28 protein-coding genes and 1 pseudogene are annotated in these 26,489 nt (G+C 66.1%); 15 read left to right on the top strand and 14 right to left on the bottom strand.

The features are described from left to right. Positions 1 to 92: 92 nt before the first annotated feature. From QF050_RS01870 to QF050_RS01860, 3 genes are all read right to left on the bottom strand, one after another. A complete protein-coding gene (locus tag QF050_RS01870) occupies positions 93 to 248 on the bottom strand; it encodes a hypothetical protein (RefSeq protein ID WP_308928898.1) in 156 nt (51 codons plus the stop codon). 100 nt (positions 249 to 348) lie between these two features. Then, positions 349 to 1,728, bottom strand: coding sequence for an MFS transporter (locus QF050_RS01865; RefSeq protein WP_308928897.1), 1,380 nt, complete (start codon positions 1,726 to 1,728; stop codon positions 349 to 351). A 301-nt stretch (positions 1,729 to 2,029) separates the two neighbouring features. Next, complete coding sequence (locus tag QF050_RS01860; RefSeq protein ID WP_308928896.1) at positions 2,030 to 2,500, bottom strand: hypothetical protein; 471 nt, start codon at positions 2,498 to 2,500, stop codon at positions 2,030 to 2,032. Positions 2,501 to 2,924: 424 nt separating this feature from the next. On the opposite strand from QF050_RS01860, the gene QF050_RS01855 reads away from it, so the two are divergent. Both QF050_RS01855 and QF050_RS01850 read left to right on the top strand, forming a co-directional pair. After that, entirely contained in the window at positions 2,925 to 4,133 is a 1,209-nt protein-coding gene (locus QF050_RS01855; RefSeq protein WP_308928895.1) for an aspartate transaminase, read from the top strand. A 44-nt stretch (positions 4,134 to 4,177) separates the two neighbouring features. Further along, positions 4,178 to 4,873, top strand: coding sequence for a 4-carboxy-4-hydroxy-2-oxoadipate aldolase/oxaloacetate decarboxylase (locus tag QF050_RS01850; protein WP_308928894.1), 696 nt, complete (start codon positions 4,178 to 4,180; stop codon positions 4,871 to 4,873). 158 nt (positions 4,874 to 5,031) lie between these two features. Here QF050_RS01850 and QF050_RS01845 read toward each other — a convergent pair whose 3' ends face one another. Both QF050_RS01845 and nac read right to left on the bottom strand, forming a co-directional pair. Then, the gene (locus QF050_RS01845; RefSeq protein ID WP_308928893.1) at positions 5,032 to 5,274 is read right to left on the bottom strand and encodes a hypothetical protein; all 243 of its coding nucleotides are present in this window, start codon (positions 5,272 to 5,274) and stop codon (positions 5,032 to 5,034) included. Positions 5,275 to 5,397: 123 nt separating this feature from the next. Next, a complete protein-coding gene (gene nac / locus QF050_RS01840) occupies positions 5,398 to 6,360 on the bottom strand; it encodes a nitrogen assimilation transcriptional regulator NAC (protein ID WP_308928892.1) in 963 nt (320 codons plus the stop codon). Positions 6,361 to 6,749: 389 nt separating this feature from the next. Here nac and QF050_RS01835 point away from each other — a divergent pair, with 389 nt between their 5' ends. The 11 genes and pseudogenes from QF050_RS01835 to QF050_RS01785 all read left to right on the top strand — a co-directional run bounded on the left by QF050_RS01835 (position 6,750) and on the right by QF050_RS01785 (position 15,309). Continuing rightward, entirely contained in the window at positions 6,750 to 7,535 is a 786-nt protein-coding gene (locus tag QF050_RS01835) for a 5-oxoprolinase subunit PxpA (protein WP_308928891.1), read from the top strand. A gap of 2 nt (positions 7,536 to 7,537) precedes the next feature. After that, positions 7,538 to 8,269, top strand: a complete 732-nt coding sequence (locus tag QF050_RS01830) for a carboxyltransferase domain-containing protein (protein ID WP_308928890.1) — start codon at positions 7,538 to 7,540, stop codon at positions 8,267 to 8,269. After that, a pseudogene (locus QF050_RS01825) lies at positions 8,266 to 8,949 on the top strand (biotin-dependent carboxyltransferase family protein); the annotation flags it as partial. The gene QF050_RS01830 and the pseudogene QF050_RS01825, both read left to right, overlap by 4 nt. Before the next feature lie 19 nt (positions 8,950 to 8,968). Beyond that, entirely contained in the window at positions 8,969 to 9,280 is a 312-nt protein-coding gene (locus QF050_RS01820; protein WP_308932071.1) for a hypothetical protein, read from the top strand. A gap of 144 nt (positions 9,281 to 9,424) precedes the next feature. Continuing rightward, positions 9,425 to 10,180, top strand: coding sequence for an SDR family oxidoreductase (locus QF050_RS01815; protein WP_308928889.1), 756 nt, complete (start codon positions 9,425 to 9,427; stop codon positions 10,178 to 10,180). 47 nt (positions 10,181 to 10,227) lie between these two features. Next, positions 10,228 to 11,169, top strand: a complete 942-nt coding sequence (locus QF050_RS01810) for a 2-hydroxyacid dehydrogenase (RefSeq protein ID WP_308928888.1) — start codon at positions 10,228 to 10,230, stop codon at positions 11,167 to 11,169. Next, a complete protein-coding gene (locus QF050_RS01805) occupies positions 11,166 to 11,936 on the top strand; it encodes an SDR family oxidoreductase (RefSeq protein ID WP_308928887.1) in 771 nt (256 codons plus the stop codon). The genes QF050_RS01810 and QF050_RS01805 overlap by 4 nt, the downstream gene beginning before the upstream one ends. Then, positions 11,936 to 13,012 carry an L-idonate 5-dehydrogenase gene (locus tag QF050_RS01800; RefSeq protein ID WP_308928886.1) on the top strand — a complete coding sequence of 359 codons (1,077 nt, stop codon included), beginning with the start codon at positions 11,936 to 11,938 and terminating at the stop codon, positions 13,010 to 13,012. Before QF050_RS01805 ends, QF050_RS01800 begins: the two co-directional genes overlap by 1 nt. Further along, entirely contained in the window at positions 13,009 to 13,563 is a 555-nt protein-coding gene (locus QF050_RS01795; protein WP_308928885.1) for a gluconokinase, read from the top strand. Before QF050_RS01800 ends, QF050_RS01795 begins: the two co-directional genes overlap by 4 nt. A 100-nt stretch (positions 13,564 to 13,663) precedes the next feature. Further along, a complete protein-coding gene (locus tag QF050_RS01790) occupies positions 13,664 to 14,260 on the top strand; it encodes a helix-turn-helix domain-containing protein (RefSeq protein WP_308928884.1) in 597 nt (198 codons plus the stop codon). Next, positions 14,257 to 15,309: a DMT family transporter gene (locus QF050_RS01785; RefSeq protein WP_308928883.1), complete on the top strand. Its 1,053-nt coding sequence runs from the start codon at positions 14,257 to 14,259 to the stop codon at positions 15,307 to 15,309. Before QF050_RS01790 ends, QF050_RS01785 begins: the two co-directional genes overlap by 4 nt. On the opposite strand, the gene QF050_RS01780 is transcribed toward QF050_RS01785, so the two are convergent. The 3 genes from QF050_RS01780 to QF050_RS01770 form a co-directional block, all read right to left on the bottom strand. After that, positions 15,205 to 15,510, bottom strand: coding sequence for a DUF3040 domain-containing protein (locus QF050_RS01780; RefSeq protein ID WP_308932070.1), 306 nt, complete (start codon positions 15,508 to 15,510; stop codon positions 15,205 to 15,207). The genes QF050_RS01785 and QF050_RS01780 overlap by 105 nt on opposite strands. A gap of 97 nt (positions 15,511 to 15,607) precedes the next feature. After that, positions 15,608 to 16,132, bottom strand: a complete 525-nt coding sequence (locus tag QF050_RS01775) for a DUF488 domain-containing protein (protein ID WP_308928882.1) — start codon at positions 16,130 to 16,132, stop codon at positions 15,608 to 15,610. Positions 16,133 to 16,248: 116 nt separating this feature from the next. Beyond that, positions 16,249 to 17,295: an aldo/keto reductase gene (locus tag QF050_RS01770; protein WP_308928881.1), complete on the bottom strand. Its 1,047-nt coding sequence runs from the start codon at positions 17,293 to 17,295 to the stop codon at positions 16,249 to 16,251. A gap of 283 nt (positions 17,296 to 17,578) precedes the next feature. Between QF050_RS01770 and malQ the strand changes: the two genes are divergently transcribed. Beyond that, positions 17,579 to 19,789 carry a 4-alpha-glucanotransferase gene (gene malQ, locus QF050_RS01765; protein ID WP_308928880.1) on the top strand — a complete coding sequence of 737 codons (2,211 nt, stop codon included), beginning with the start codon at positions 17,579 to 17,581 and terminating at the stop codon, positions 19,787 to 19,789. Between the two features lie 74 nt (positions 19,790 to 19,863). Continuing rightward, positions 19,864 to 20,703, top strand: coding sequence for a putative protein N(5)-glutamine methyltransferase (locus tag QF050_RS01760; RefSeq protein ID WP_308928879.1), 840 nt, complete (start codon positions 19,864 to 19,866; stop codon positions 20,701 to 20,703). A 254-nt stretch (positions 20,704 to 20,957) separates the two neighbouring features. Here the strand turns inward: QF050_RS01760 and QF050_RS01755 are convergent, their stop codons facing one another. The 6 genes from QF050_RS01755 to QF050_RS01730 all read right to left on the bottom strand — a co-directional run bounded on the left by QF050_RS01755 (position 20,958) and on the right by QF050_RS01730 (position 26,474). Further along, on the bottom strand, positions 20,958 to 21,263 hold the full coding sequence (locus tag QF050_RS01755) for a YtxH domain-containing protein (RefSeq protein ID WP_308928878.1): 306 nt from the start codon (positions 21,261 to 21,263) through the stop codon (positions 20,958 to 20,960). Between the two features lie 126 nt (positions 21,264 to 21,389). Continuing rightward, positions 21,390 to 21,656, bottom strand: coding sequence for a GlsB/YeaQ/YmgE family stress response membrane protein (locus tag QF050_RS01750; RefSeq protein WP_308928877.1), 267 nt, complete (start codon positions 21,654 to 21,656; stop codon positions 21,390 to 21,392). Positions 21,657 to 21,788: 132 nt separating this feature from the next. After that, positions 21,789 to 22,622 (bottom strand): aldo/keto reductase, encoded by an 834-nt coding sequence (locus QF050_RS01745; RefSeq protein ID WP_308928876.1) that lies wholly within the window; start codon positions 22,620 to 22,622, stop codon positions 21,789 to 21,791. Between the two features lie 80 nt (positions 22,623 to 22,702). Further along, complete coding sequence (locus QF050_RS01740) at positions 22,703 to 23,620, bottom strand: alpha/beta hydrolase (RefSeq protein ID WP_308928875.1); 918 nt, start codon at positions 23,618 to 23,620, stop codon at positions 22,703 to 22,705. Positions 23,621 to 23,680: 60 nt separating this feature from the next. Further along, the gene (locus QF050_RS01735; protein ID WP_308928874.1) at positions 23,681 to 25,237 is read right to left on the bottom strand and encodes a long-chain fatty acid--CoA ligase; all 1,557 of its coding nucleotides are present in this window, start codon (positions 25,235 to 25,237) and stop codon (positions 23,681 to 23,683) included. A 40-nt stretch (positions 25,238 to 25,277) separates the two neighbouring features. Further along, positions 25,278 to 26,474 (bottom strand): acetyl-CoA C-acetyltransferase, encoded by a 1,197-nt coding sequence (locus QF050_RS01730; RefSeq protein WP_308928873.1) that lies wholly within the window; start codon positions 26,472 to 26,474, stop codon positions 25,278 to 25,280. Positions 26,475 to 26,489 lie beyond the last annotated feature (15 nt).

Below are 26,489 nucleotides of genomic sequence, written 5' to 3'. Positions count from 1 at the left end.
CTCCAGGTAGTCAGTTGTTCCGGCACTATCCCAGCACTTATCGGGGCAGCCTGCCAGGGTCTTCCGGACCGGAACCAGGGGCGCGGGAGCGCTTACAGGGCTGCGATGCCCCTGGTCAGCTTCCGGATTTCGTCGTGTTTCAGGCCGGTGGCCGCGGCCGTTGAAGCCTGGCTGGCGTGCAGCAGCCAGCCGAAGCGGCCCTGTCGACAGGAAGACCTCTTAGTTGTTGGCTGTGTTGGTGCCGTCACTAAGAGGTCTTCACTTGTTCACAACGGAATCAACGTCGTGGGACGTCCGGCGAGTCCGTGATCATCTCAAGGGAGATATCCTGTCACCCTGCTTTTCGGGCTAACCAGCGAGGCCGCGGGCAGCTGTGCCCGGGGACACGGTCGCGGCCGTGAGGACGGACGTTTCCCGTTCGCTCTGCTGCACCTCGTCGAGTTCCTTGAGCGTGTAATTTTTGGTTTCCTTGGCGGTGAGGGCTGAGATTCCTGCCAGGACCATGAACCCGAGCGCGACCATGGAGGGCCCGACCCAATCTTTCAGGTCGGGGCCAGCGAGTGCTGTCGAGAGAACGGGGCCGATGACGCCCGAGATGGCGAAGCCGATCTGGGTGCCAAGGGCGAGTCCGGAGACGCGCAGGCGGCCGGGGAACATCTCTGCGAAGAACGAGGGCCAGGACGCGTTCACCATGGAGTAGAAGAGGGAGTAGTTGATGATGCCAAACAGGAAGATCAGCGACCAGTTCCCGGTCGTGATTGACCACAGGTAGGGCACCATTGTGATGCCTGCGCCGCCTGTTGCGATGAGGAACATCGTTTTGCGGCCGATCTTGTCCACCAAGAATCCTGCCAGGGGCGTGATTCCGAGGGCGATCACTGCCGAGACGGTGGTCGTCAGGAGCATGGTCGGCTTATCCAGCTTGTATCCGGCGGTACCGAATGCCACCGAGAAAGTTTGCATCATGTAGCTCGTGCCCGCGATGAGCGCACAGAATACGATCCGCAGCACCGCGCGCCAGTGGAAGCGCAGAAGGTGCCTGAGGGGGGCGACGTTCACCTTGGCGGCCTGGACCTTCACGAACTCGGGCGGCTCCTGGATGTGGCGGCGGATCAGGTAGGCAGCGACGACCACGACGGCGGAGGCCCAGAACGGAAGCCGCCAACCCCAGCTCAGCAACTGCTCCGAGGGCATGGCGGCGATCGGGATGAAGACCAGCAGGGTGAGCAGCGTGCCGGAGGAGGATCCCAACGTGGTGAAGCTGGCGAGGAACCCGCGTCGGCCCTCGGAAGCATGCTCCAGGCTCATGGTGATGGCACTGGGCTGCTCGCCGGAAAGGCACAGTCCTTGGATGACGCGGATCAGCACGAGCAGGATCGGAGCAAGAGGACCGATCTGGGCGTACGTGGGCAGGCAGCCGATCAGGAAGGTACAGCCGCCGATGCCAAACAGTGTGATCATCATGACGAACTTGCGGCCACGGCGGTCACCCAGCGGTCCCAGGATGAGGGAGCCGAGGGGGCGTACCGCGTAGCCGACCGCGAAGGTGACCATGGCGAGCAGCACGCTGATGCCCTGGGGCAAATCGGGCGAGAAGAAGAGGACGTTCAGAATCAACGCCGACGAGGTGCCGTACACGGCGAAGTCGTAGTACTCCAGCGTCGTGCCGATCCAGGCCGCGACTGCGGCCCTGACCGGGGTCTTCTTCGGAAGTAAGGTTTCAGTCATTTCGTCTCCGTTGGTGATGGGTGAACACCGGCTGCCGCTACACCTGGGCTCTGGGAAAGAGATCTCGAGTGGAATATCCGGTTGGTCCTGCTGTGAGCTCTCTCGCAAGTCGTGTTTACGGCTTTGCGGACCGGCCCCAGACATCAAGTTAACGTTTGCGGTGTGGGTCACACAAAGTCGGCTTTTATGTACCTACATAGCGATTCGTTATGGCATGGAGTCGAAGAACGGGAGGCCTTGGACAACAGGAAGCACTCCATGGGAGAGCGGAAGGCCGCCGGCAGGGGATCAGCCGGAACGATTATTGCGGCTGGGCCACACGCAAGCCGACGCCCCTGGTCATTTTGCGGATTTCGTCGGACTTAAGGCCGCTTGCGCCGGCAAGTTGGTAGTCGTCAAGGAGCCGGGATTTCCTGGCCAGGGCCAGTACCTGCGTTCGTTGTTCTTCCGCGTCACTCCGAGCGCCCTCGGCTGCCGCCAGCTCCGCGGCCAATCCCGCAATGAGGTGAAGATGGCCGCTTCGGGTTTGGCTGGACGGGTACAGCTCGCCGCGTGCCAGCGTGGCAGACAGGATACTGGCTGCAGGCTGTCCGGCGGCCTTCGCGACGGCGGCAACCTTCACGCCATCGCACATGGCCTGGGCAAGGCAATCACCCAGCTCGGCCGTGAGGGCACGTACCCTGCTGGACCGAAGTGCGAGGGTCGTCCTCAGCTGGGCCAGCATGGCCAGGGCTTGTTGGGCTCGGGCCGTGGCGGGGTCCGGCTTCGGCACGCCCCGGTACCGGTAGGCTGCTACGCCGGCCGCGCCCGTTCCGGTGCTGGCTGTACGCGGAGGTATCCGATCTTGAATTTCTCTGCCGGGCACCTCTGCTCCTTGTCTTTCGTTGGCGTTTCCATGCCCGCGCGGCTTCCCGCCGGCAGGCGTACCTCTCCTTCGGTTCGGCCGGTCGGCCTTGAAGGAACGTGCCGGGGGCCGGCGCTGTGCCGTCCGCAGGTCTCTCCACCCCGCAGGTTACGCCCCAGGCAAGCCGGTAGGGCAATACCGAAAGTGCGTGGAGCAATAGGCGAAAGTTCTAGGTGCTCCGTCATAAGGGCTGCTTATCTGTCCACGCACTTTAGGTCTTATCCAAGAGGGCGGCTCCTTCCCTAGGCTCGATTGAACCACCCTCATCCGTACCGGAAGCCTGGAAGAGAACATGCCTGAATTCGTGCCCGCATCACGCGTAACCCGTATCAAATCCTCACCCAGCGTTGCCGCGGCGGCCCGCGTGCGGGAGCTCAAGGCCGAGGGCCGCCGGATCCTGGACCTGACGGTCGGCGAGCCGGATTTCGACACGCCTCAGCACATCAAGGACGCTGCCGTCGCAGCCATCGACCGTGGTGAAACCAAGTACACATCGGTCACCGGGACGCCCGAACTGCAAAAGGCCATCCTGCAGACGCTGCACCGCAAAACCGGGCAGCAGTACACCGCCGGCGAAATCACCATCGGGGGAGGCGGCAAGCAGGTCATCTTCACCGCGTTCATGGCCACCCTCGATCCGGGCGACGAGGTTGTCATTCCCGCACCGTACTGGGTCTCCTACCCGGACATGGTGCTCGCCAACGAAGGCACCCCCGTCATCGTTTCCTGTGGTGAGGACACCGGTTTCAAACTAACCCCTGAGGCACTGGCAGGCGCACTGACGGAGCACACCAAGTGGGTCATCCTCAACACGCCCTCCAACCCCACGGGAGCGGTGTACTCCCGCGAAGAACTGGCAGGCCTGGCCGCCGTCCTCAAGGACCACCCTGCCGTCTATGTCCTCACCGATGAGATCTACGACGAGATCCACTTCGGCGAAGAGCCCATAACGAGTCTCGTGGCCGTTGCCCCTGAGCTTAAGGACCGTGTGCTGGTCACCAACGGGGTCTCCAAGGCCTACGCGATGACCGGATGGCGGCTGGGTTACGCCGGCGGACCGGGGCCCCTGGTGGCTGCCATCAACAAGCTGCAGTCCCAAATGTCCTCCTGCCCGTCCTCCATCAGCCAGGCGGCTGCTGCCGCGGCACTCACCGGAGACCAGGCCTTCGTCCGCGAAAGCGTGGACGTGTACCGCGAACGGCGCGATGCGGCAATCACCGGGCTGAACGCCGTCAAGGGCCTGCAATGCACGACGCCGGATGGCGCCTTTTACGCCTACGTCAACTGCGCCGGGGTCATCGGCAAGACGACGCCCGACGGTAGGCAGATCACCAGCGACGAGGACTTCACGCTGTACCTGCTGGAAGCAGCGTCTGTTGCCGTCATCCAGGGTTCGGCCTACGGACTCAGCCCCTACTTCCGAATCTCCTACGCCACCGGGCTACCGGTGATCGAGGAATCCATTGCCGCCATCGAAAAGGCCGTCACGGCGCTGGCCTGACCCAACCATCCCCTTGCCTACGCCTTCCAACAACAGGAGCACCAATGATCCACGTCAAAACGAAATTCGACCGGCCCTCGGAGGACGCCATCCAGCGCCTTTCCAAGTTCTCCTCCGCCACAGTGCATGAAGCACAGGGCCGCAAGGGCGCCCTGAGCTCGAAGATCAAGCCCATCGACCGAAGCATGACGTTCTGCGGACCCGCCGTCACCGTGGTCTGTGCACCACGGGACAACCTGATGCTCCAAGTGGCCATCCACTACGCCCAGAAGGGCGACGTCGTCCTGGTGTCCGCCGGTGAGTACGAAGAGGCCGGGACCTTCGGCGATGTCCTCGGCAACGCCATGAAGGCCAAAGGCCTGGCCGGCATGGTCACGGACTCCGGCGTCCGCGACACCAAGGACCTGATCGAACTCGGATTGCCGGTGTTTTCCGGCAGTGTCTGCATCAAGGGGACCGTCAAGGAAACCATTGGCCCGGTCAACCATCCCCTGGTGTTCGGTGATGAGATTGTCTACCCGGGCGATGTCCTGCTGGGTGATGCCGACGGTGTGGTGGTGGTCCGCAAGGATGAGATCGAGGACGTCATCCGCCTGTCGCAGGCACGCGTTGATGCTGAGGACGACCTCATTCGCCGCTACAAGGAAGGGGGGACCACCATCGAGTTGTGCAAACTGACGGATGTGCTGAAGGCCAAGGGCCTCCTGGTGGAGGACGCCGAACTGGAGCCAGCGCTGTAGCCCGCATCCTCCCCATCGACTGCTGGGTAACTGCCGTTTTGACCCCTCATAACGGCAGTTACTCAGCAATCGATGGGGTTAAACCACAGAGGCCCGGCGTTCCTTCTGGAACTCCGGGCCTTCTCTTGGCCGCCGGCGGTGCGGTGGTTCAAGCCACCTCAGTTCATCCCGGGAAGAAGGTACGCAGGCGGCCCCACCTGGGAGTCGTCCAGGTACCACATGGTGGATCCCCGCTTGCCCGGCGGCATCATGCTGCCCTCGAAGACAAACACCGGATCCGAGGCAGCGCCGTCTTCGGGCCGCCAGAAACCATTGGTGGGGCAATGCGAACCGGTGCTGGCCTTAAGCTGGATCCTTCGTTCCGAGGATTTCCGGTATTGCAGGCTGGTGATCTTTTTCATGCTGGGCTCCAAGGGAATCATTTGTGCCGGGTAAACGCCGTTGGCGAACCTTTATGGCTTTTATCCTAGGACGCAGCCAATTCCATGGATAAGACTAATGGAGCGTGACCTGATAAGGGCCGCTTATGATGCATCCGCTCCAGCGGAGGGTGTTCCGCTGGAAAGCGGCTGGTATTTGCTGCGGAGCATTTCCTGGAGCATTTCCTTCAGTACCAGCAGTACGGCGGAACCGGCCTCGGAGAGCGGTTCGTGGTCCGGAGTGCACAGCGCGATCTTGCACTGCAGTGCAGGTCCGGTGATCCGCAGGACCCGGAAGTCCTCCTCATGGAACAGCGCATCCGCAGCCGACTTGGGCAGGATGGTCGCACCCAGGTCGCTGCGCAGCAGCCTGGTCAGGGACGGCACCGATTCCACTTCCCCTACCAGGTGCAGCGTGAGGCCCTTGCTGTCGAAGCCCGCCTCCACCACCTGGCGCAAGGTGTGGATCCGTTCGGGCAGGAACAGGCCCAGGGTGGCCGCCGCTTCCAGGGCGATGGTGCCCGCCCCGGGGTCCACCGGAAGCTCCCTTGCGGCGTTGACCACCAGGTACAGGTCCTCGACGATGAGGGTGGTGAACTGCACACCACGAATGGGCCCCGGTTCATAGATGAGGGCCATGTCCAGCCTGCCGTTCTTGATGGCCTCGCTCAGCACGCCGCCGTAGATCTCGGTCAGGTGCAGCACGATGTCCGGGTAGCGCCGGCCCACCTCGCTGATGATCCTCGGCGTGAGGCTGGAAGCCATGCTGTACGGGGCAATAGCGATGGAGACGCGGCCCGAAGGCGCCGCTCCTGAAGCTGCCACATCGATCCTTGCCTGCTCCACTTGGCGCAGGATGGTCTGCGCGTGCCGGTACAGGGTATGGCCGGCCGCCGTGGGTTCCACGCCCTGCTTGCTCCGGATCAGGAGCCGCTGCTTCAGCTCCGTTTCCAGGGCCGACACCTGCTGGCTCAGCGCCGGCTGGGCCACGTGGAGGGCGGCGGCCGCCTTGGTGATGCTTCCTGAGTCGACGATCTTGACGAAGTACGCCAGCTTCCGGGTGTCCATAGCGCTCCTCTTTCAGCGGGGACGGCACAGCATGCGGGGTCATACGTTGGCGCTATGGCGGGACAGGCATTACGTCTTTGTGTGATCCGAGTCTCGGGCATAGGTTAATTGCAGATGACTTTCCAATGACCAGAACATTCTATCCCCGCCTAGCCATCGCCGGTTTTGATGGCGGCATATGTTTTGTGCATAAGCAGGGAAACAATTTGTTGGAAAGGCCGGTCTTGTCGTCACGAAACAATGGCCGCCTACATTTTTTGGGTCGCCAATAGCGCCTCTTAGGGTCATAACTGTTCCCTATAGCGTGATACCGCATTCGTCTTTGTGTGGCTCATATACCGATGCCACACTCATTTACACCCACAGTACCCGGCAGAGAAAGGCCCGTAATGCCCACAGTTGATCTCGTAGCGGATCTTGGTGAAGGTTTTGGAGCCTACTCGATCGGTGACGACAAAGCCCTGCTGGAGATCGTGTCCAGCGCCAACATCGCCTGCGGCTTCCACGCAGGGGACCCTGACATCATGGACGCCACGGTGGCTGAATGTGTCCGGACGGGAGTTGGCATCGGCGCCCATCCGAGCTTCCCGGATCTTCGCGGCTTCGGCCGCCGGGCCATGGACCTCACCGCTGACGAAGTCCGCACCGACGTCATCTATCAGCTGGGAGCCCTGTCGGCGTTTGCCGCCTACCACGGCGGTACCGTCTCCCACTTGGCTCCCCATGGCCGCCTGGGCAACCTGGTGGCCACCCGCGCGGACTACGCCGGAGCCGTATCGGATGCCGCCGCCCGGGTGGACCCGAAGCTAATCATCCTGGCGCAGGACGGTGAACTCGCCACTGCGGCGGCGGAGCGCGGCCTGCGGGTGGCTATCGTTGGCATCGCGGACCGCGCCTACCAGGATGACGGCACACTGGTGCCGCGCAGCCGGCCCGGCGCCGTGATCCACGACCCCTCCGTCATTGTCCAGCGCACTGTGCGGATGGTGACCGAAGGACTCATCGAAACAGTCTCCGGCAGCGACATCGCCATCAATGCCGACACGGTGCTGCTCCACGGCGACAACCCGGGCGCCGTCGAACTTGCCCGCCTGATTCGCAGCGAACTTATCGCCGCAGGCGTCACCATCGCCCCGTTGGCACAGGTGCTCGCCGCAAAGCAAAAGGTTTCCTGACCATGCCCGCCCCAACGACAACCGGCCAGACAACGCTGGACATCTACGAGTCAGGCGACGCCGCCCTGCGCGTGGTGGCACAGTCCGGTGACGCAGAATCCAACTGGGCCACGGTCCACTCCCTGGCCGGCTGGCTGACAACTGCCGGCGTCGACGGCATCCATGGCGCCGTTCCCACTTACGACTCCGTCCTGGTCGAATTCGACCCCTACCTCACCTCCGCCCGCCAGGTCAGGGCGTTCGTCCTCCTTGGGATGCGCCAGCTGGAATTTGTTGGCACCAACCTGCGCGAGCCGCGCCGCTTCGAGGTACCCGTCGTGTACGGCGGCAGCTACGGGCCGGACCTGGAAAGCGTGGCTGAGCACCAGGGCCTGGATGTCCAGGACGTGATCGCCCGGCACACGGCCAAGACCTACGTCATCCGCTGCCTCGGAGCGCCGGCAGGCTCGCCCATGATGGACGGACCAGACTTCCCGGTCCCCGTCCCCAGGCTTAAAGACCCGCGGCTGTCCGTACCCGCCGGTGCAGTATCCGTGGCCGGACGCCAAGCCGTGATCGCGCCCGCAGTGGCACCGGGTGGCTGGTGCGTCATCGGCCAGACCCCCCTGACGGTCCTGGACGCAGCACGCGAACCCCTGGTGCCCTACGTCCCCGGCGATGAACTGCGCTTCTACCGCATTCCCGCGGAGGACTTCGGAAACTACGAGGGGCAGTTCCTTGAGGCGCGGCCATGACCGGGTCACTTGTCGTCCTTCAGCCCGGACACTCCGTAGTCACCGACCTTGGCCGGACGAAGGGTCCTGCATTCGGACTTCCCGTCAACGGGGCCCTGGACCAGTTTTCGGCCAAGGCCGCGAACATCCTGGCCGGCAACGGGGACAACGATCCGCTGCTGGAACTCACCGCCCTGGACTTCAGGATGCGCGCCACCACGGACCTGCTGATCGCCGTGACCGGCGCGCCGCTGGACCTCTCGGTGGGCGGCCGCGACTGCCCCCAGTGGGAGCCCGTCTCCGTCCGGGCCGGCGAAACAGTGACGGTCCGCGGAATCCGCACAGGTCTCCGGGCCTACATCGCCGTCCGCGGATCCTTTACTGTCCCCACGCTGCTGGGCAGTTGCGCACCGGACACGGTGGTGGGCTTCGGACTGAAGCTCGCCGAAGGCTTCCGCCTGGAAACGCGGAAGACCACCGCGCCCATCACCCAGCCATACTTCGGCCTGCCGCTATTCCGGCTCGGGCTCACCAAACCCGCCTTCACAACCAACCCGGTCATCGACGTCACCGACGGGCCGGACGTGGCCGAATTCGGCGACACCGGAGACCTGCTTTTCACCACGCAGTACACCGTGAGCCCCCGAAGCAACCACATCGGACTCCGGCTCGGCGGCGCACTGCCCGAACGCCAGCTCACCTCCGAGGTCCTCTCCCGCGGTGTCCCGGTGGGGGCTATCGAGGTTCCGTCCCGGGGACGAACTGCTGGTCCTGCACCGGGGACGCGGCGTAACGGCGGGCTATCCGGTCCTGGGAGTCGTCACGAGCCGCTCCCTGGATGTCCTGGCACAGTCCAGGCCTGGACACACCGTCACCTTCAGAAAGACAACCGTGGCAGAAGCAACAGCCATGCACCGCACAGCCTGCCTGGAACTGGACAGACTCCGGAACACCATCAACACAGTCTTCGGACTCCTCGGGGTCGGCGCCGGCCAGCGCTGGTACGAACTCAGCCCAGCGTCAGGAGCCTGAACATCATGTATGCACGTCCCACCGCCCAGGACCGCACCCACAAACCGCTACGCGATCCTTAAAACCCCCCTGCCAACCGGGGGCCACTACGTCCAGCCCATTGCCGGACGCAAGAGCCCGTCCCTTCCCACTTTTGGAGTACCTGTGCCTTTTTCCGACTACAAGACCGCCCTCGTCACCGGAGCATCCACCGGCATGGGGGCCGCCATCGCCGAACGGCTCGCCAAGCGCGGACTGACCGTGCACGCGGTGGCCCGCAACGAGGAACGCCTCGCCGAACTGGCCGACCGCACGGGAGCAGTCCCGCATGTGGTGGACCTGACCGACACCGCCGCCCTGGCCGGCGTCGTCCGTGACCTGAAGGTGGATGTCCTGGTGAACTGTGCCGGCGTCTCCCGGCCGGGCAACATCCTGGATTCGTCTGAGCAGGACATTGACGAACTCATCGACGTGAACCTGCGCGGCCTGCTGCAGCTGACCCGGCTGGTGCTGCCCGGCATGGTGGAGCGGGACCTGGGCCACGTGGTCAATATCAGCTCGATCGCCGGGCTCTATAACTTCTACGGCCACACCGCTTACCACGCCACCAAGGCCGCCGTGCACCAGATCTCCCGGCAGCTGAGGAACGACACCGTGGGCAAGCGCATCCGTGTCACCGAAATCTGCCCGGGCAGGGTGGAAACAGAGATCTTCGGCCGCAACATGGGTGGAAGCCCAGAGGCCATGGAAGAAGCCTGGCAGACGTACTACGAGGGCTACGAATCGCTCACCACGGACGACATCGTCAATGCCCTTGACTACGCCATCGAGACCCCGCGGCACGTGAATGTTGGCATGCTGGAACTCATGCCCACGTTCCAGGTCCCGGGCGGCCTGACCTTCGACCGCCGCGAAGCATAACGATCCACCCGCAGCACCTTCCCACCATCAACCGATAGGCCCTACCGATGCAGTTAGTACAGACCGTCAGTTTCCCCGAACCCCAGCTACTCGCCGACCTTTCGCCGCTTCCCGAAGGACTCCGCGGCGTCGTGTGGGACATGCAGGGGGCACCGGACGAGACCCACGGAAGCATCGACGGCGTCATCCTGCCCTACATCAACGCCGGCGCCGTGCTGGGTAACCTGGGCAAGGTCCCGGACCTGAAGTTCGTGCAGACCCAGTCAACAGGGTACGACGGCGTCCGCGAGGCTGCGGGGCAGGGCGCCGCAGTGGCAAACGCGTCAGGCGTCCACGCAGCTGCCACCGCAGAGCTGGCCGTGGGCCTCATCCTTGCCAAGCTGCGGGGCATCGACCAGGCCGCCCGCGACCAGCAAGCTGAACGCTGGAACCCGCAGCGCCGCCAGTCACTGGCCGACCGGAAGATCCTGCTGCTGGGCATCGGCGGGATCGGCAAGGAACTGGCCCGCCGGCTGGAGCCGTTCGAAGTCACGGTGACCCGGGTAGGGAGCACGGCCAGGACCGATGCGGACGGCCAGGTCCACGGCCCCGACGAACTCGTTGCACTCGCCGCCGGCCACGACATCCTGGTCTCCGTCCTGCCGCTGAACGACAACACCCACCACCTGGTGGGCGAGGACGTCCTGGCCGCGCTGCCAGATGGCGCCCTGGTGGTCAACGTTGGCCGCGGCGCCGTGGTCAGCACCGAGGCCCTGACCCGGGAAGTGGTGTCCGGCCGCCTGCAGTGCGCCATCGACGTCGTCGATCCCGAACCGCTGCCCGCAGGGCACCCGTTGTGGTCGGCGGAGAACGCCCTCATCACACCGCATGTGGGCGGCAACGCCTCAGCATTCGAGCCACGGATCCTCAAGCTCCTGAAGCGCCAGCTCCAGGCCCTCGCCGCCGGCGAAACGCCGGCCAATCTCGTCCAGCAGGGGCCGTTCGCATGAGCGCACTTTTTGATCTGACCGGGCGGGTTGCCCTGGTGACGGGCTCCAGCAGGGGAATCGGTTCGGCTCTCGCACGGGCATTGGCCGACGCCGGAGCAACAGTAGTGCTCAACGGCATCAACGAGGAACGGCTTAAGGAAGCAGCCGCTGCGATGGCAGGAGATTTCCCGCCGGGCCGGGTCCACAGCATTGCCTTCGACGTCACCGACGACGGCGCCGCCGCCCGCAGCATCCGCTGGATCGAAGAGAACGTGGGCCCCCTGGAGATCCTGGTGAACAACGCCGGGATCCAGCACCGGGTGCCGATGCTGGATTTGGACGTGAAGGACTGGGACCGGGTGATTTCCACGGACCTGACCAGCGCGTTCCTGGTGGGCAGGGAAGCGGCGCGGCAAATGATTCCGCGGGGCCGGGGCAAGATCATCAACATCTGCTCGGTGCAGACGGACCTGGCCCGGCCCACGATCGCCCCGTACATCGCGGCGAAGGGCGGGCTGCGGAACCTGACGCGGGCGATGACGGCGGAGTGGGCCGGTTCGGGGTTGCAGATCAATGGGATCGCGCCGGGGTATATCCATACGGAGATGACGCAGAACCTGGTGGACGATGAGGGGTTCAATGTCTGGATCCTGGGCCGGACGCCCGCCCACCGCTGGGGCACCGTTGAGGACCTGGCCGGTCCCGTGGTGTGGCTGGCCTCGGACGGGTCGAACTTCGTGAACGGGCAGACCATCTTCATCGATGGTGGAATGACGGTGGTGGTCTGATGGCAACGCGCCTTGACCTTGAATTGCCGGCCACGGGTCCGGCGCTGGTGGCCCATGCCGCCGGTGACCTGCGGATCGATGAGGTCCCGCTGCCCCAGCCGGCAGCAGACGAAGCAGTGGTGGAGGTGGCGTTCGGCGGGATTTGTGGTTCGGACCTGCACTACTGGCTGCACGGTGCGGCCGGCGAGTCCATCCTGAAGGCGCCGCTGGTCCTGGGCCACGAAATTTCCGGGACGGTGGTGCGTCAGGCGGCCAACGGGGAAGGCCCAAAGGCCGGGACCGCCGTCGCGGTGCATCCGGCCACGCCGGGTCCCGGCGCCGCGCGCTATCCGGCGGACCGGCCCAACCTGTCCCCGGGGTGCACGTACCTGGGCAGCGCCGCCCGCTACCCGCACACCGATGGCGCGTTCAGCCGGTACGTGAACCTCCCGGTGCGGATGCTCCGGGCCCTGCCGGCGGGACTGGACCTGCGGACCGCAGCATTGATTGAACCGGCGTCCGTGGCCTGGCATGCCGTGTCCCGGGCCGGGGATGTGGCGGGCAAGACCACGCTGGTCATCGGCTCCGGCCCCATCGGCGCCCTCGCCGTCGCGGTCCTGAAACGGGCCGGTGCCGCGCGGATCACCGCCGTGGACCTCCATCCCAAGCCTCTTCAGATCGCCCGCGCGGTGGGGGCCGATGAGGTGATCAACGCCGCGGACACCGCAGCGATCGCCGCCGTGGAGGCCGACGTCGTGATCGAATCCTCCGGCAACCACCACGGCCTGGCCTCCGCCATCACCGGGGCGGTCCGCGGCGGGACCGTAGTCATGGTCGGGCTGCTGCCCACCGGCATGCAGCCGGTGCCCATCTCGCTGGCCATCACCCGCGAACTCGACCTCAAAGGCTCCTTCCGCTTCAACGACGAGATCGACCAGGTCATCACCGCCCTTGCGGACGGCACCCTGCACATCGAGCCCGTCATCACCCACGAATACCCGCTGGCCGATGCCCTGCACGCATTCGAGGTGGCCAAAGACTCCACCAGCTCGGGCAAAGTCCTCCTCAGCTTCGGCGATGCGGGGCAGATCCAATGAGCGGCCATCTGCCTCCGCTGGTGGTGATGGGAGTCTCCGGCTGCGGGAAGTCCACCGTTGGCGCCCTTTTGGGCCGGCGGCTCGGCATGCCCTTCCTCGACGGCGACGACTTCCACCCCGCAGCCAACAAGGAGAAGATGGGCGCCGGGATTCCGCTCACCGACAGCGACCGGAAACCATGGCTCGCCCGCCTGGGGCAGTTGCTTGCGGGAACGGACGACGACGGTACGACAGTTGCGCCGATCGTCGCCTGTTCTGCACTCAAGCGCCGTTACCGGGACCTGCTGCGCAGCGCAGCGCCGGATGTTGTGTTCATCCACCTCACCGGCACGGAGGCCACCATCGGCGCGAGGATGGATGCCCGCGCCCACGAGTTCATGCCGCGGACCCTGCTGGAATCCCAGTTCGCCGCGCTTGAGCCACTGGAAGAGGATGAGGCGCACGTCCTGGCCGACATCACCCAGCCGCCGGAACTCCTGGTGGAATGGCTGGCCACGCAGCTCAAGGCCCTGTCCGCCCGGGCCGAACTCAAGGCCACGTCCGGGGGCTGAAGCAGGAACCACGGCGGTCCGCACGGCTTGGACCAGAAAAGGGTTTCCGTAGGAGTGGCAGTAGGTAGACTGGTCTACCTACTGCCACGTAGGGGAGGCCATGCCTGCATCAAGCATCCCGGCGACAAGCCGCCGACCTGCCAGGGAACTGCTGCTCGACGCGGCCGCGCGCCTCTTCTATGCCCGCGGCGTGGCGGCCACCGGGATCGACATGATCACTGCCGAGGCCGGCGTGGCCAAGAAGAGCCTTTACAACAACTTCACGTCCAAGGCGGACCTGGTGGGCACCTACCTGCAAGCACGGCACGAGGAATGGCTGGGCCTTTACCGCAACCGGCTGGAAGGGGCCGTTACCCCGGCGGACCAGGCACTGGCGGTCTTTGACGCGTACCTGGACCACGCAAACGCCGCTTACCAGCACGGGTTCCGAGGGTGCGGGCTGCTCAATGCCGCGGCGGAACTTCCCGCCGGGGATCCCGGCCGGGCGGCTGTACGGCAGCACAAAGAGGAAGTGCAGGACCTCCTGGGCCGGCACGTCACGGTACTGTTGCCCGGGCGTGAAAGCCAGGTGCCCGCCGTTGCCGCCCACTTGGCGTTCCTGCTTGAGGGAGCCATGGCCAGGGCGGGCCTGGAGGGCGGCGACGCGCCGCTGCGGCAAGCCCGTGCCATCGCCGCGCAGCTGTTGGACGCCCTGTGAACACCATTCCACGCCACCCGAAAGCGCAGTTCTGGGGAACCTTGTCCGTGGTGGCGGCGTCCGTCCTCTGGGGGACCACCGGGACGGCCGCCACTTTCGCGCCGGGCGTGAGTCCCCTGGCCATCGGCGCGGTGGCCATGGGGGCGGGCGGGTTGCTGCAGGCTCTGTACGCCGCACGGCATATTGCCAACCAGCCAGGCGGCCTGCTGAGTCGGTGGCGCCTGGTGTTGCTGGGGGCCGCGGCGGTGGCTGTCTACCCACTGGCCTTCTACAGCTCAATGCACCTCTCCGGCGTGGCCGTGGGAACGGTAGTCTCCATCGGCTCGGCCCCCATCGCGGCGGCACTCATCGAGCGGGCAGCGGACAGGAATCCGCTGCGCCGGCGGTGGATTGCCGGCGCGCTGCTGGGGGTTGGCGGAGCAACACTGCTGTCCTTTGCAGGGCACGCCCCGGCCGGATCCGCGGCCGCCCCGGATTCCTGGACCACCATGGCGGGAGTCCTCCTGGGACTGCTGGCCGGCAGCACCTACGCCCTCTATTCATGGGCAGCTCACCGCCTGATCGGCGGTGGGGTCACACCCAGGGCCGCCATGGGCACAGTCTTTGGCCTGGGCGGGCTCCTTCTGATGCCGGTCCTCGCCGTCACGGGCGGCCCGCTGCTGGCGTCCTGGACCACCGTCAGTGTCGGGGCCTACATGGCGGTTGTGCCGATGTTCGCCGGCTACCTCCTGTTCGGCTGGGGCCTGGCCAGGGTGGGCGCGAGTACGGCCACCAGCATCTCGCTGCTCGAAACGGTGGTGGCTGCCGTGCTGGCGGTACTTGTGGTGGGGGAGAGGCTTCCGGCACTCAGCTGGCTTGGCGCTGCCGCGGTCCTGGCCAGCCTGTTCATCCTGGCGCCGCGGCCACGCGCGGTACCAGGCGCACCCGCCATCACCGGTCCACACTCAGCGGCGGTGCCGTCTGGCGGTGGGCTGCCGTCGCGTGCTCCGGTTCAGCCCGGTCGGGCCCAGCAACAGGCAGGCGCCCAACCCCAGCAGCAGGATTCCTAGCACCACCGCGCCGGGGGCCGGCAGTCCTGCCCCCGCCAGGATGAGCACCAAGCCGATCACCGCTACCGCCAACCCCGGGAGAAGAGCAGTGGGGAAACGGCGCGCGGGATAGCCGGACAGCAATTCCATGGCCAGATGGGGATCGTCCGCGATCAGCCCCAGTTCCAGCTCCTTGAGCAGGCGTCGCTCCTCATCGGACATTGGCATGGCAGCCCCTGTATTCCCTGGGAGGCGGTTCCGGTATCGACCGTAGGAGTCTTCTACCGCTTAGTCAATAGCCCGGCCACCCGAGCGGCGGTCACTCCGGGACGTCGTAGCGCAGCTCATTGCCCAGCACCCGCACGCCCTTGGTGGGAACGTGCGGTACCGCCTTGTCCGGCGGCATCAGGTGTTCAACCGGCAGGTTGGCCAGCAGGACGCAGTGGTCTGAGATCAGCCTGCGGTGGCAGCGCCACCACAGGGTTTCGCTGCACATGATCGCCGTCCGGGCTGCCTGGGAGCCGGTTACCAGTTCCGCAACGGCTGCGGCAAAGTCTTCGCTGCGCATGTAGGCGGCATAGGCGCGGAAGGACTCATTGCGCAGGGCCGTGTCCGGGGAATCGGGAGGCAGTTTCCGGAAGCCGCCCAGCCGCCGCTCCCAGCGGTAGCCGATGCCGGCAGCAGGCAGCCAGTCGGCCATGCGATCCTTGCCGAAATGCGGATACTTTCGGCTGCCCGGCCCAATCCGGACATCCACCAGCGATTCCGCCCCGGCGACGCGGAGCAGCCTGGTGAAATCGTCCTGGGACGCGGTGCCGTGACCTATGGTGAACAGGGCCTTCATCGAAGCCATCATAGGCACTGGACGGTGGAGCTCTACCGGCGGAAATCAGAAGGCATGACGACGGCACCGGCCGTCACGGGGGCGCGGCACCTGGGTGCGGCCCGGCCGGGAGCCCGCTACCGGCGTCGTAATTCCGCGAACTCGATGGACGGGACAATGGCGCCCGCGTCCCGCTCCACGAAGTTGGTGCCCGGCGGAACGAGCTCGTCGATGGCGTCCAGGACCGTCTCGCCCAGTTGGACGTCCGCGGCGCGAAGGTACGCCTGGAGGTGTTCCTCGCTGCGCGGACCGATAATCACGCTGCTGACCGCGGGGTGGGTCAGGGCAAAGCCGACGGCCAGGTCAACCAGGGATATCTCCAGCTTGTCCGCCAGCCGGGCCAAAGAATCCGCGGCGAGCAGCTTCCGCTCACTCGACGGCCCGGAAATGTCGTACCGGCCTGGAAGCGTGTGCACCCGGGCGGGCGGCTTGCCTGAGTCCAGGACGAAGCTGCCCGAGAGCCAGCCCCCAGCCAACGGGCCGTAAGCCAGGACGCCCAGGCCGTACTGCTGGGCGATGGGCAGCACGTCGCGTTCGTTGCCACGGACCAGCATCGAGTAGGGAACCTGGTTGCCCAGCGGCGGAATCAGGTGGTTGGTGGTGGCCAGCCACTGCGCCTCGACAAGCTGGGCCGGCGTAAACACCGAGGTGCCGTAGTAGAGGATCTTGCCCTGGCGGATCAGGTCGTTGAGGGTGGTGATGGTTTCCAGCACGTCGGTGTTGTAGTCGGGCCGGTGCGCCTGGTAGAGGTCGATGCGGTCCGTCTGCAGCCGGTGGAGGCTGCCTTCGACGGCCTGGGTGATCCAGCGGCGGGAGTTCCCCGAGTGTGCCGGATTGGGGCTCATCTGGCCGTGGAACTTGGTGGCCAGGAAGACGTCGTCCCGCCGGCCGCGCAGGGCCCGGCCCACCACCTGTTCGGACTCGCCCTGCGAATAGACGTCGGCCGTATCAATGGCCGTGATGCCGGCATCAAGCGCCGCATGGATGATGCGGATGGCCTCATCCGCGCCGGTGGGGGCGCCCGGCGGCCCGCCGGTCCCCTCGCCAAAGTTCATGGTGCCCAGGGTGAGTGGGCTGATGGGGGTGCCCGACCGTCCGAACATCCGCAGTTCGCTAAGGCCCATCTCCGGTCTCCTCCATATGGTTGCCGCGCCGTGGATCGTCATGACGCTACACAGATTCCGCAGGCCACCGCAGATTTCCGCCTTAGTCCTTCTCTTTTCTTCGCACGAAGTAACCGGAGGGCCCGGGATGACGTTTTGTGGCTTCGCCGACATCTGCGGTCCGGGTTTCGCCCCGGCTGCGCCCTGCAATAATCTGAACCAACGGTTGTGCACTGGGGTGTCAGCTCCCGGGGCAACAGGCAGCACTGTAAGTTCGGGACCATCACAGACGAGGCGGACACCCATGACGGCTTCAGACCAGCAGCACGCACCACGACCAGGCATGCCCGCAGACCCTCCCGCCGCCCAGGCGCCGGTGGATCCGCACCTGCTCCAGCAGTTGGCGGACGCGCACGGGGTTGGCACGTCCTTCCAGGGGTGGGACGGACTCCCGCACTCCGTTGCCGAATCGACGCTGATCAAGGTGCTCGCCGCCCTGGGTGTGCAGGCCGATACGAACCAGCACATCGAAGCTGCCCTGGCGGAGGCGGAACTGGCGCCATGGCGGCGGATGCTGCCGTCCGCCGTCGTCATTAAGCAGGGCGAGCCCGCCCAGGTCCCGGTCCATGTGCGGGACGGCGCCACGGCCCGGCTGACGGTCACGCTCGAAGGCGGCGCGGGCTCACTGGAGGCGGCCCAGGAGGACGTCTGGGTCCAGCCCCGGGAGGTCGACGGCGTACCGACCGGCCGTGCCACCTTTTCCCTGCCGCCGGACCTCCCCTTGGGCTGGCACACCCTGAACGCGGACTCCGAGGGTGCCACGGCCACCGCCACCCTGGTGGTGACGCCTGCGCGGCTGGACACGGCGGCACCGCTGGTGGAGCGCCGCGGTTGGGGCCTGGCCACGCAGCTGTATTCGGTGCGGTCCAAGCGGTCGTGGGGCATCGGCGATTTCGCGGACCTGGCGGACCTGGCAGCCATCAGCGGCGAGCGCGGGGCCGACTATGTGCTGGTCAATCCGCTGCATGCGGCTGAGCCGGTTCCTCCAGTCCAGCCCTCGCCGTACTCACCGTCCACGCGGCGGTTCTTCAACCCGCTGTACATCCGCATCGAAGCCGTTCCCGAGCTGGCTTACCTGCGGCCGCGGAAACGGGCGGCGCTGGAAAAGCTGCACGAGGAGGTCGCCGGGTTGAACAAGGACAGCGCCCGGCTGGACCGCGATGCTGTGTACGCGGCGAAGCTGCAGGCGCTTGAGATGCTGTACCACACGCGGCGCTCGCCGGCCCGGCAGGCAGCGTTCGACGAGTTCTGCCGCATCTCCGGGAGCGGCCTGGATGATTTCGCGCTGTGGTCCGCCATCAGGGAGGACCTCGCGCCGGACGATCCGCTGTGGACGGACCCGGCCTGCGCCATCGGAACACGTGAGGCGGAGGCGCTGCGGGAGAAGCTCGCGGACCGGATCGGGTTCCACCGCTGGCTGCAGTGGATCTGCGACGAACAGTTGGAGGAAGCCCAGCAGGCCGCGTTGCGCTCCGGCATGCGGCTGGGCGTGGTGCACGATCTCGCCGTGGGGGTGGACCACAGCAGTGCCGATGCGTGGACGCTCCGCGGCGTGCTGGCGCCGGCCACCAGTGTGGGCGCGCCGCCGGACATGTACAACCAGCAGGGCCAGGACTGGGGCCAGCCGCCCTGGCACCCCACCCGTCTCGCCGAAACCGGCTACGAGCCGTTCCGCAACATGCTCGCCACCGTGCTCAGGCACGCCGGTGGTATCCGTGTTGACCACATCCTGGGCCTGTTCCGGCTGTGGTGGATCCCGCAGGGCAATGCGCCGGGGGACGGCGCCTACGTCCGGTACGACCATGAGGCCCTGATCGGCATCCTCGCCCTGGAGGCGCAGCGCGCAGGTGCCGTGGTGATCGGGGAAGACCTGGGCACGTTCGAGCCATGGGTGTGCGACTACCTCGCTGCCCGCGGCATCCTTGGCACGTCCATTCTTTGGTTCGAGTACGACGGCGATTCGCCGCTTGCGCCGGAAAAGTACCGTACGCAGGCACTCGCCAGCGTCAACACCCACGACCTCCCGCCCACCGCCGGCTACCTTGCCGGGGACCACGTGGCGTTGCGGAGCCGTCTTGGCCTGCTGGAGCGCACCGAGGGGGAAGAGCGGGCCGAACACAACGCGTCGCTGGAAAAGATGTTCGCCCTGCTGCGTGAACGCGGGTACCTCTCCGAGGTGGCTGCCGGCGGGCAGTCGGCTGAGGAACACACCATTGAGGCGCTGCACCTCCTGCTGGCCCAGTCGCCGTCGGTGCTGCTCGGCGTGGCCCTGGTGGACGCGGTGGGGGAGCGGCGGGTCCAGAACCAGCCCGGAACCACCGAGGCGCTGTACCCCAACTGGCAGGTTCCTTTGGGCGGCCCCGACGGCAAACCCGTCTATCTCGACGACCTTCCCGCCAACAAGAGGTTCAATGCGCTGCTCGCGGCGGTGGAAGGGTCCCTCCACGGGACTTGAACGGTCGCCAAAGGGGCGCAGCTGCCGATCCAAAGAATATTGCTGGCTGTGCCGGTTCACTGAGAGGCGTTCATATGCCAGTTCCTGAATCAAGCGCTGTTGACAGCCACCCCACTCCGGCCTTCGACCACATCGTGACGCTCCTGCGCTCGGCTGGCTGCGTTTTCGCTGAGGAGGAGGCCCGGCTGCTGCTGTCGGAAGCCACCGGGCCTGCGGAACTCGCCCTTAATGTCCAGCGCCGCGCTGCGGGGATGCCGCTGGAATACGTCCTCGGCTGGGCGGAGTTCGCCGGCCGGCGCATTCGTGTTGAGACGGGCGTCTTCGTCCCGCGGCGCCGCACTGAACTGCTGGTCAGCCACGCTGTGGCGCTGCTGTCCACCAGCCCGTCTGCGGAACCTCCGGTTGTCGTCGACCTGTGCTGCGGGTCCGGCGCCGTGGGAGCGGCTATGGTTCGCGCGCTGCCCGGAGTGGACCTGCATGCCGCTGACATCGACGCCACAGCCGTGCAGTGCGCGCGGCGGAACATCGAACCACTCGGCGGCAGCGTTCATCGTGGCGATTTATTCGAGGCGCTCCCATCGGCGCTGCGCGGCCGGGTCAGGCTGCTGGCTGTCAACGCCCCGTACGTTCCCACCGAGGCCATCAGGACCATGCCGCCCGAAGCCCGGCTGTACGAGCCGGTGATCTCGTTGGACGGCGGCGCGGACGGACTGGACTTCCATCGACGTGTTGCCGCCGGATCCATCGAGTGGCTCGCCCCCGAGGGGCACCTGCTCATCGAAACCAGTGAACGGCAGGCGGCCGGAACTTCTGCCATCCTGGCCGCGGCCGGGTTCCGGACAGAGACCGTCCGTTCGGAGGACCTGGACGCGACGGTGGTTGTGGGCGCCCTGCCTGGGATCGACAAGGACTAAGCCAGGGAAACGCCAGCGTCACCCGCTTAAGACAATGCCGGCCGCCGCGTCCCCCAAGGATCGCGACGGCCAGCAAAGCGATTCAGTTGTAGCACAAGACTGGCCAAGTCCGCTTGTCACGCGGCTGAAGCACGTAACCAAGGGCACGGACCAGGAGTCAGGCCTTTCCTCCGGCCCCGTCCGAGGTACCAAGGTTAGTGGTCTCCGGGTGGGTGCTGTGTGCGGGGATGTGGTCCTCGCCCAGCCCGGCCGCGTCACCACGTGGGGATGTGCCGGCGGCGGAGGCGGAGGACTTGCTCCCCGCCGGACGTCCCGTCCCGGTGCATTGCAGAGCCGATCACGGTGCCTGCCCTGCGGGCGGCTTCGCCCAGTTGGTCGGCCACTTCGGGCGCCTTTTCCTTGACGGCCTCCGTTGCCACGGCCACCTTGTCCTGGACCGGCTTGCTGTCCCAAATACCGGCCGCACGGGCCTTCAGCTTGTCGTAAGCTGCACGGCCCGACCGCGAGCCGAGAACGTAGCCGATAGCGACGCCCACACCTAAAAGAAGCTTGTTTTTCACGATGAACTCCTGCTCTGCGAGAAGGTTGTCAGTTCCGGCCGGGCCAGCGCTTGCCCGTTACCGGAGAAAATGAAAGCCGGCTTGGGGAGGGTGTCCCCAAGCCGGCTTCCTGGCTTGCCCGTGCAGTTAGCCGCGGGCGCTGCGCCTGGTGACCATGCCGTAAATGGCAAGGACGATCAGCGAGCCGACGATCGCCAGCAGCCAGGTCTGGATGGAGAAGAACTCCTGCAGTCCACTGCCGAAGATCATTCCGCCCAGCCAGCCGCCGAGGAGCGCGCCAACAACGCCCAGGATCAGGGTGATGACCCAGCCGCCACCCTGCCTGCCCGGGAGGATCGCCTTAGCGATCGCACCAGCGATAAGTCCGAGAATCAGAAATGCAATAAATCCCATTTGTCGCTCTCTTCCTACGTAGAGGAGGCCTCCGGGTCCCGGAGGCACTTCATCCTTCTGGCTCAATAGTAATCATGCTTACTATCTTTTTGCCAACCCTGTTTCTGGAAAAAAGTGCACTTCAGGCTGATTTTAGTGCCCGGTTTTGTCGGAATCGTTGCCAGCACCGGGACCGTCGTCCAGGACTGAAAGTTCCGCTAGATCCTGCGGGTCCAGGGCGAAATCGAACACATCCAAATTCTCCTGCATCCGCTCCGGAGAAGAGGTCTTGGGAATCGTTACCAATCCGTTTTGTATGTGCCACCGCAGAACCAGTTGGCCCGGGGATTTGCCGTGTTTTTCAGCGAGTTGCGCCAGGATGGGGGCGCCCAGCAAACCCGCGCCCTGCCCGCCCAATGGACTGTAGGACTCCGTGACGATCCCGTGCGCGGCATGGAACTCGCGCTCCGCGGTCCGGGTAATCGCGGGGCTGAGCTGGACCTGGTTGACCGCCGGCACCACATCCGTCTCCGCCATCAGGCGCTCCAGGTGGGCCGGCTTGAAGTTGGACACCCCGATGGACCGGACCTTTCCCTCGGCCTGGAGCCGTTCAAACGTCTGCCAGGTGGAAACATATTGGTCCCTGCCAGGCAACGGCCAGTGGATAAGCAGCAGGTCCACATAATCCAGCCCCAGACGCTTCAGGGACCCCTCCAGCCCCGCAACGGCGCGGTCGTGGCCTTGGAATTCACCGTCCAGCTTGGTGGTGACGAAGAGCTCGTTGCGGTCCAGGCCAGTGGCCCGGATGCCGTTGCCCACACCACGTTCGTTGCCGTACTTTACCGCGGTATCAATGTGCCGGTACCCGGCTTCCACGGCCTGCACGACGGCGGCCGCCACCTGATCGTCGTCCAGCGGCCAAGTGCCCAAACCAAGCTGGGGGATGCTGTTGCCGTCGTTGAGGGGGATGAGCGGTGCAAGTTTCATTCCCCCAGTCTCCCTTGTGGCGGCCGTCCTGGCTCCCGGGAGGGCGGAGAATCTTTCGGCCTCCCTGAGGGGGCGGCAATTCAACGGGCCTTGAGGTCCTCCTGCGCCAACATTTCCTTGACGACGGCGGCAACCCTGGCCGCCCCGGCGCCTCCCATGACAATGGTGTAATGGTTGACGCCAGGAACCAGCTCTGCCCGCATCGATGGCTGGCCATGCAGGTGCGTTTCCACGATTTGCTGCGTGTAAAGCCCGGGGGATTCATCGCGAAGTCCTCGCGGCGCCCACAACAGCACGGTGGCGTGGCGCAGGTTCTCCAGCGCACGGCGGACTGATTCCCCTGCCAGGAGGTCCCTGGAGTCCTCGCTCATGGCTTCCACGACGGTCGATGGGTGAAGGTCTGGAGCTTCACCCATCAGGTCGTAGCGCGCATAGGCTTCCACGTCGGTGTTCCAGTCTGCTGCGAAGGCGGGATGATTCCGCCAGAAATCCAAGTAGGTTTCGTGGTCCGGGAACGTCATGGACAGCCGGGCGGCGGCCGGCCCGAGGATCGCCTGGATGGCCTGGTCCACGGTGACGCCCGGGGGCACGGGAAGGGGCAGTCCGCCGTCGACCAGGACGAGTGAACTGACCCGGTCGGGATGGAGGTGTGCAAACACCTCGGCCACGAACGCTCCCATGGAATGCCCCAACACCAGGACCTGCCTGGCCGACACCGCATCGAGGACGTCAGCCAGGTCCTGGGCGTGAGACGCCATGCCGTAGGGGCCGGGCAGGGTGTTGCTGTGTCCGCGTCCTCGCAAGTCGGGCGCAATGATGCGGACGCCGGGGAGCGCGTCGGCCAGGACCGCCCACTGCATGTGCGAGGACGTCACCCCGTGCACGGCAAGAACGGTGGGCGCCCCGGCATCAGGTGACCCCCAGACCGCGGTACGGAGGAGGCCGCCCCGGACCGGAACGTCAATGGTGGTGTACTCGTTACGGCTGGGCGCGGTCACGGGCCGGGTCCTTTCGGGAGAACGGAACGGTTGGGTTTGTCGTGGTGGCAGGATCCCGCGCTAAGAGGGGTCCTCGGCCAGTTTCCGCTTGAGGATCTTTCCACTCGGTCCAAGCGGGAGCTCGGACAGGATCCTTACCGCCCGCGGGTACTTGTAGGCCGCCAGCCGGGTACTGGCGAACTCAATCAGCTCGGATTCGCTGACCGTGGCCCCCGAGTCCAGTACGATCGCGGCGGCGATCTCCTGTCCATGGACGTCATCCGGAATGCCGTAGACGGCGGCGCTGACCACGGCCGGGTGCGTCAACAGGACCTCCTCCACTTCCCGGGGGTAGACGTTGTAGCCGTTGCGGATGATCATGTCCTTCTTGCGGTCCACGATGGTGAGGTAGCCGTCGTCGTCCTTGGTGCCAAGGTCCCCCGAGCGGAACCAGCCGTCCACCACGGCCTCAGCCGTGGCCTCGGGCCGGTTGAGGTAGCCCTTCATCAGCAGGTGTCCGCGGATCACGAGCTCGCCGAGTTCCCCGTTGGGCAGCAGCTCTATGCTTTCCACTACCTCCGGCCGGGCGATTTCGATATCAACTCCCCAGATGGGGACCCCGATGGTTCCAGGCCGCGGCGCGGTGCCCACGTGGTTGAAAGCGGCCACGGGTGAGGTCTCCGTGAGGCCGTAGCCCTCATGGATTTCCACGCCGAAGACGTCGCGGAACCTGTCCATTATGGCCAGCGGAAGCGACGCTCCACCGGAGATGCCGTACCGCAGGGAGGCCGGCCGGTCCGGCACAGTCTTGGCAGCTTCCAGGAGCGCCACGTACATGGTGGGGACGCCGAGGAAGATGTTCACGTCGTGCTTCGCCAGCAGCTTCAGGGCATCCGCGCCGGTAAAGCGTGGCATCAGGACGATCGTGGCGCCGGCACGGAGCCCGGTGTTGAGGACCACCGTCTGGCCGAAGGTATGGAAGAGCGGCAGTCCACCGAACAGGACATCGCCGGGCTTGAAGTCCATCACGCTGGTCAGCAGGACGCTGGTTTGTTCCACCAGGGCGAAGTGCGTGCCCAGTGCCCCCTTCGGCTTGCCCGTGGTGCCCGAGGTGTACAGAATCGTGGCCGTGTCCGAGGGGCGGCACGGTTCATAGGTCCGGATCGGCTCGGCGGCGGCGGCCTCCGTCTCCAGCCGGGGGAACCCGTCGTCGTCCGGGGCAAGTACCGTCAAGACGTCCACTCCGCTGGCGGCGGCGCCTGCCGCGCCCTCAGCCAGGAGCGGGGCGGCGCAGATCAGCAGCCCGGCCCCGCTGTCCTGCAGGACATATTCGATCTCGCGGGCCTTGAGCAGGGCGTGCACAGGGACCACGATGGCGCCCAGCGACAGGATGGCGTAGTACACCCGCGCGAAGTCCGGAACGTTGGGAATCAGGACGGCGACGGCGTCTCCCGGGCCGACGCCGCGCGCCCGCAACGCCCCGGCATAGGCGCGGGTCTGGTTCCACAGGTCCCGGTAGCTGACCTGGTCCTCACCGACGAGGAGGGCGATGCTGTCCGGAGTCCGGTGTGCCGATTCGGCCAGGATGGCTGCGACGGAGATGGTGGCGAAGCCGTCGGCGGAGTTGGTGTTGTTCATGGCCTGCTTCTTTGGTGGGAGGGTCACGCTGGTGGGAGGGTCAAGCTTTGAGGATGAGGGCGTCGCCTTGGCCGCCGCCCCCGCAGAGGGCTACGACGCCGGTGCCTCCGCCGCGCCGTTTCAGCGCCAGCGCCTGGTGCAGCACCAGGCGGGCGCCAGAGGCGCCGACGGGGTGGCCCAGGGCAATGGCGCCGCCTTCGGCATTCACGGTTCCGGTGTCGATGCCAAGATCGTTCGCGGACTGGATCAGGACCGACGCGAAGGCCTCGTTGATTTCCACCAGGTCAAGCTCCTGCATGCTGAGGCCTTCATTCTTGAGGGCGCGCTCGATGGCCCGGGCGGGCTGGGAGTGCAGCGATCCGTCCGGTCCGGCAGTCTGGCCGTGCGCGCCGATCTCGGCGATCCACTCAAGGCCTGCCGCGATGGCGGCGGCCTTGCTGGCAATCACCAGCGCCGCGGCACCGTCGGACAGCGGAGACGCCGAGCCGGCGGTAATGGTGGCTGCCGCATCCTTTGAGAACGCCGGGCGGAGCTGCGCCAGCGATTCAGCGGTGGTTTCCGGCCGGATGCCCTCGTCGTGCTCAAGGGTTACGGCGGGGCCTTTGCGCTGCGGTACCTGGATCGGTGCGATTTCCTCCGCGAGCACGCCGGCGGTTCGGGCCGCTTCGGCGCGCTGGTGGGAGCGGGCGGCCACAGCGTCCTGCTCGGCGCGGGTGATGCCGCGCTCGGCGTTTCCGGCGTCGGTTGCCTCGCCCATCAGCTTGCCGCTCACCGGGTCCTGGAGCCCGTCGTGGTTCAGGGAGTCGAGCATGGGGGCATCGCCGATCACGACGCCGGCGCGAAGCCCGGGGACCAGGTGCGGTGCGTTGGTCATCGATTCCTGGCCGGCAGCGACAATGAAGTCCGCTTCGCCGGTGCGGATCATCCGGGCGGCGTCAATGACTGCCGTCAGCCCGGACAGGCAGAGCTTGTTGATGGTGATGGTGGGAACGTCCCAGCCGATGCCGGCGGCCAGGCTGGCCTGCCGTGCAGGGCCCTGGCCGGCGCCGGCCTGGATCACCTGTCCCACAATGACGGCACCGATTCGCTCCGGGGCCACGCCGGTCCGTTCCAGCGCTGCCCGGATCGCGTGGGCGCCCAGCGCGCTCGAGGAGAAGGGCGTGAGGCCGCCGCGGAACCTGCCGAAGGGGGTCCGGGCGCCGCCGAGGATGACGGGGATGTTGGCGTTCTGGTTCAAGAACAGTCCTTTCGG

Origin of the sequence: Arthrobacter sp. SLBN-112 (assembly GCF_030944625.1) — a bacterium.
In the GTDB taxonomy this organism is placed as follows: Bacteria; Actinomycetota; Actinomycetes; order Actinomycetales; family Micrococcaceae; genus Arthrobacter.
Note: the sequence above shows the minus strand (reverse complement) of the source record. Positions and strands in the feature narration are given on the sequence as shown.

Coding starts and splice junctions, on each gene's coding strand:
- QF050_RS01780 (WP_308932070.1), bottom strand. CDS start 15,510: ATGTCCGATGAGGAGCGACGCCTGCTCAAGGAGCTGGAACTGGGGCTG.
- QF050_RS01795 (WP_308928885.1), top strand. CDS start 13,009: ATGAGCGGCCATCTGCCTCCGCTGGTGGTGATGGGAGTCTCCGGCTGC.
- QF050_RS01845 (WP_308928893.1), bottom strand. CDS start 5,274: ATGAAAAAGATCACCAGCCTGCAATACCGGAAATCCTCGGAACGAAGG.
- QF050_RS01810 (WP_308928888.1), top strand. CDS start 10,228: ATGCAGTTAGTACAGACCGTCAGTTTCCCCGAACCCCAGCTACTCGCC.
- QF050_RS01850 (WP_308928894.1), top strand. CDS start 4,178: ATGATCCACGTCAAAACGAAATTCGACCGGCCCTCGGAGGACGCCATC.
- QF050_RS01855 (WP_308928895.1), top strand. CDS start 2,925: ATGCCTGAATTCGTGCCCGCATCACGCGTAACCCGTATCAAATCCTCA.
- malQ (WP_308928880.1), top strand. CDS start 17,579: ATGACGGCTTCAGACCAGCAGCACGCACCACGACCAGGCATGCCCGCA.
- QF050_RS01760 (WP_308928879.1), top strand. CDS start 19,864: ATGCCAGTTCCTGAATCAAGCGCTGTTGACAGCCACCCCACTCCGGCC.
- QF050_RS01865 (WP_308928897.1), bottom strand. CDS start 1,728: ATGACTGAAACCTTACTTCCGAAGAAGACCCCGGTCAGGGCCGCAGTC.
- nac (WP_308928892.1), bottom strand. CDS start 6,360: ATGGACACCCGGAAGCTGGCGTACTTCGTCAAGATCGTCGACTCAGGA.
- QF050_RS01800 (WP_308928886.1), top strand. CDS start 11,936: ATGGCAACGCGCCTTGACCTTGAATTGCCGGCCACGGGTCCGGCGCTG.
- QF050_RS01750 (WP_308928877.1), bottom strand. CDS start 21,656: ATGGGATTTATTGCATTTCTGATTCTCGGACTTATCGCTGGTGCGATC.
- QF050_RS01790 (WP_308928884.1), top strand. CDS start 13,664: ATGCCTGCATCAAGCATCCCGGCGACAAGCCGCCGACCTGCCAGGGAA.
- QF050_RS01835 (WP_308928891.1), top strand. CDS start 6,750: ATGCCCACAGTTGATCTCGTAGCGGATCTTGGTGAAGGTTTTGGAGCC.
- QF050_RS01770 (WP_308928881.1), bottom strand. CDS start 17,295: ATGGGCCTTAGCGAACTGCGGATGTTCGGACGGTCGGGCACCCCCATC.
- QF050_RS01830 (WP_308928890.1), top strand. CDS start 7,538: ATGCCCGCCCCAACGACAACCGGCCAGACAACGCTGGACATCTACGAG.
- QF050_RS01805 (WP_308928887.1), top strand. CDS start 11,166: ATGAGCGCACTTTTTGATCTGACCGGGCGGGTTGCCCTGGTGACGGGC.
- QF050_RS01745 (WP_308928876.1), bottom strand. CDS start 22,622: ATGAAACTTGCACCGCTCATCCCCCTCAACGACGGCAACAGCATCCCC.
- QF050_RS01735 (WP_308928874.1), bottom strand. CDS start 25,237: ATGAACAACACCAACTCCGCCGACGGCTTCGCCACCATCTCCGTCGCA.
- QF050_RS01775 (WP_308928882.1), bottom strand. CDS start 16,132: ATGAAGGCCCTGTTCACCATAGGTCACGGCACCGCGTCCCAGGACGAT.